Source organism: Streptomyces sp. MH60, from assembly GCF_002939385.1.
Lineage (GTDB): Bacteria > Actinomycetota > Actinomycetes > Streptomycetales > Streptomycetaceae > Streptomyces.
This window is the reverse complement of the sequence record NZ_MULI01000166.1, coordinates 1-3,466: the sequence shown is the minus strand read 5'-3', so window position 1 is coordinate 3,466 and position 3,466 is coordinate 1. Positions and strand designations below refer to the sequence as shown.

General features: G+C 77.0%; 1 protein-coding gene. It reads left to right on the top strand.

Going from position 1 to position 3,466, the window contains the following annotated elements; genetic code table 11:
• Positions 1-3,466 (top strand): SDR family NAD(P)-dependent oxidoreductase (locus BZZ08_RS38225; RefSeq protein ID WP_133169277.1); only part of this gene is annotated, 3,466 nt, incomplete at both ends.

The window sequence follows — 3,466 nt, the reverse complement described above, 5'->3', positions numbered from 1 at the left end:
CGCACCGCGGCCCTGCGGCGACCTGCTCGTCGTGACCGCCGACCCCGCGCTGCCCGACGCCCTGCGCCACCGCGCCGCCTCCGGCCGGCGCACGGTGCACGTGCTGCCCGCGACCGCCTACGAGCGCACCGGGACCGACACCTGGCACCTGCCCACCGGCAGCCGCGCCGACTTCGGACGGCTGCTGGACGAACTCGCCACCGAGGGCGCCGTCCCGACCGTCCTGGCCGTCTGCCCCGCACCCGCGCCCGGCCCCGCCGCCGACACCACCGACGCCTACGACGTCGTCTGGGCCCTCGCCGGCGCGCTGGCCGCCCGCCCCGCCGACACCACCCGCGAACTCCGCTTCCTGTACCGCGCCGACCACGAGGACGCGGCCCCGCAGCACGGCGCGATCGGCGCCCTGGCCCGGGGCATCACCGCGGAGAACCCGGCCCTGCGCTGCCGCAGCACCTGCGTCGTCGGCGCGCCGGACGCGGGGGAACTCGCGGACGTCCTGCTGGCGGAGGCGGCCGACGGCGGCGAGGACAGCGAGAGCCTGCACCGGCACGGCGAGCGCCACGTACGCCGCCTCACCCCGTACACCCTCGACGGACCGGACACGCCCGCCCTGCCCCGGGGAGCCGTCTGCCTGCTCACCGGTGGAGCGGGCGGCATCGGGTCGCTCCTGGCCGAGCACCTGGCCGGCACGCACGGGGCCCGTCTGGTGCTGTGCGGGACCCGGCCGGCCGACGCCACGACCACCGCCCTGCTCGACCGCTGCGCCGCACGGGGCGGCGAGGCGCACTACCTGCGCGCGGACGTCTCCCGCCCCGAGGACGCCGCCGCCGTCGCCGCCCGGTGCCGCGAGCTGTACGGCCGTATCGACGCGGTGCTGCACTGCGCCGGCCGCACCGACGACGCCCTGCACTTTCGCCGGGACCCGGCCGAGACCCACGCCGTGCTCGCCCCGAAGCTGGCCGGCACCCTCCACCTCGACCGGGCCACCGCCGACAGCGACCCGGCCCTGTTCGTCCTGTTCTCCTCGCTGTCCGCGGTCGTGCCCAACACCGGCCAGTGCGCCTACGGCTACGCCAACGCCTTCCTCGACGCCTTCGCCGGCCACCGGGCGGCCGACCCCGCGCGTACCGGACGCACCCTGTCCCTCGCCTGGCCCTACTGGGCCGAGGGCGGCATGCGCGCCGACGCCGCCGCCCTCGCGCGCTCCGCCGAGTCAGGGATGCGGCCGCTGCCCACCGGGACCGCGCTCGGCCTGCTGGACCGCTGCCTGGCCCGGCCGGACACCCCGGCCCGGCTGGTCGCCGTACACACCGAGGGGAACACGGCCGGACCGCTCACGACCGGGCTGTTCGCCCCCGCGCCGGACCGGGCGGCCCCGGCGCCTTCGGCCCCCGTGGCCGCGCACACACCCGTGACCCCCTCGGCCCGCGGGCGGAGCCCCCACCCGGTACCCGGACCCGTGGCGATCGTCGGTGTCGCCGGGCGCTACCCCCAGGCCGCCGACCTGGACGCCTTCTGGGCCAACCTGGCGGCCGGCCGGGACTGCGTCACCGAAGTACCGCCCGACCGCTGGGACCACGACGCCCTCTTCGACCCCGAGCCCGGTCGGCCCGGACGCACCTACGGCCGTTGGGGCGGCTTCCTGGCCGGTATGGACCGCTTCGACCCGCTGTTCTTCGGCATCTCCCGGCGCGAGGCCGAGCGCATGGACCCGCAGGAACGGCTGTTCCTGACCATCGCCTGGCAGACACTGGAGGACGCCGGCCACCCACCGGAGTCCCTCACCGCCGAGCGGGTCGGCGTCTTCGCCGGCGTCATGTGGAACCACTTCCAGTTCGTGCCGGACCCCGACGACGAGGCCGCCCCGGTGGCCCTGCACTCCTCCGTCGCCAACCGCGTCTCCTACACCTTCGACTTCCGGGGCCCCAGCATCGCCGTCGACACCGCCTGCTCCTCGTCGGTGACGGCGCTGCACCTCGCGGTGGAGAGTCTGCGCCGCGGCGAGAGCACCTGCGCGCTCGCCGGCGGTGTCAACCTCATGCCGCATCCGCAGAAGTACCTGCAACTCGCCCGCGGGCGCTGGCTGTCCCGGGACGGCAGGTGCCGCGCCTTCGGTGAGGGCGGGACCGGCTACGTACCCGGGGAAGGGGTCGGAGCGGTCCTGCTCAAACCGCTGGACCGGGCCCTGGCCGACGGCGACCACGTCCACGGCGTCATCCGCTCGGCCCGCGTCAACCACAGCGGCCGCACCAGCGGGTTCACCGTGCCCAGCCCGACCGCGCAGGCCGCACTCGTCGCCGACGCGGTCCGCGAGTCCGGCGCCGACGTGCGCGACCTCGGCTACGTCGAGGCCCACGGTACCGGCACCTCGCTCGGCGACCCCATCGAACTGGACGGCCTGCGCACCGCGTTGGCCACCTTCTCGCCCGGGCCCGAGCACGTGGCCATCGGGTCGGTGAAGACCAACATCGGCCATCTGGAGAGCGCCGCCGGCATCGCCGGACTCACCAAGGTGCTGCTCCAGTTCCGGCACGGCGTCCTGGCACCCTCGCTGCACGCCGACACGCTCAACCCGCACCTCGACTTCGGGGACGGCCGACTGGCGGTGCAGCGCGGTGCAGCGCCCTGGCCGCGCCCGTCCGGCGGCCGGAGACTCGCCGGAATCAGCGCCTTCGGCGCCGGCGGCTCCAACGCCCACGTCGTCCTGGAGGAACCCCCGGCGGTCCCGGCCCGGCCCGCACCGCGAGGCCCTCGGCTGTTCGTGCTGTCCGCCAAGGACGAGGAGGCCCTGCGGGAGCGGGCGGCCGCCCTGCTCGCCCTCCTCACGCCGGACGCGGAAGGGCCCGGGAGTGCCGTCGCCAGGGAGCCCGCACCGGTCCGGTCCCTGGTCGCCCGGCGCCTCGCGGTGCCCGAGGCGTCCCTGAGCGGTGGCGAGACCTTCGAGGACCTCGGCCTCGACCCCGCGGGCCGGCTGGCCCTGGCCCACGACCTGGCCGCTCACCCGGAGACCGAACCGGCCGTTCCGGCACAGGAGTTCGCGGCGGCGGTGCACTCCGGCACCACCCTGGAGGAGGCCGCCGAGACCTGGGCCGACCTGACCGTGGCGGCCCGCACGGGCGAGCACGGCCTGCCGAGGCTCGACGACCTCGCCCACACGCTCCGGGTGGGCCGCACCGCGATGCCGGTCCGGTTCGCGGTCGTCGCCGACGGTCTGCCGGAGCTGCGCGCGGCCCTGGAACGCCTGGCCAAGGGCGCCGAACCGGGACCCCGCGCCTACCGGGGGACACGGGCGACACCGACGACGCCGAAGGGCCCGCGGCGGGTCCGCCTGCCCGCCGGGTGCCCCTGCCCGGCTACCCGTTCCGCGAGGAGAGCTGCTGGCCCGGCGGATGGACGGGACGGCCGGTCGCGGACCGGGAGGCGGCGCCCGCACGGGGCCCCGTCACGCCCGCCCCGGCCCCGGCGG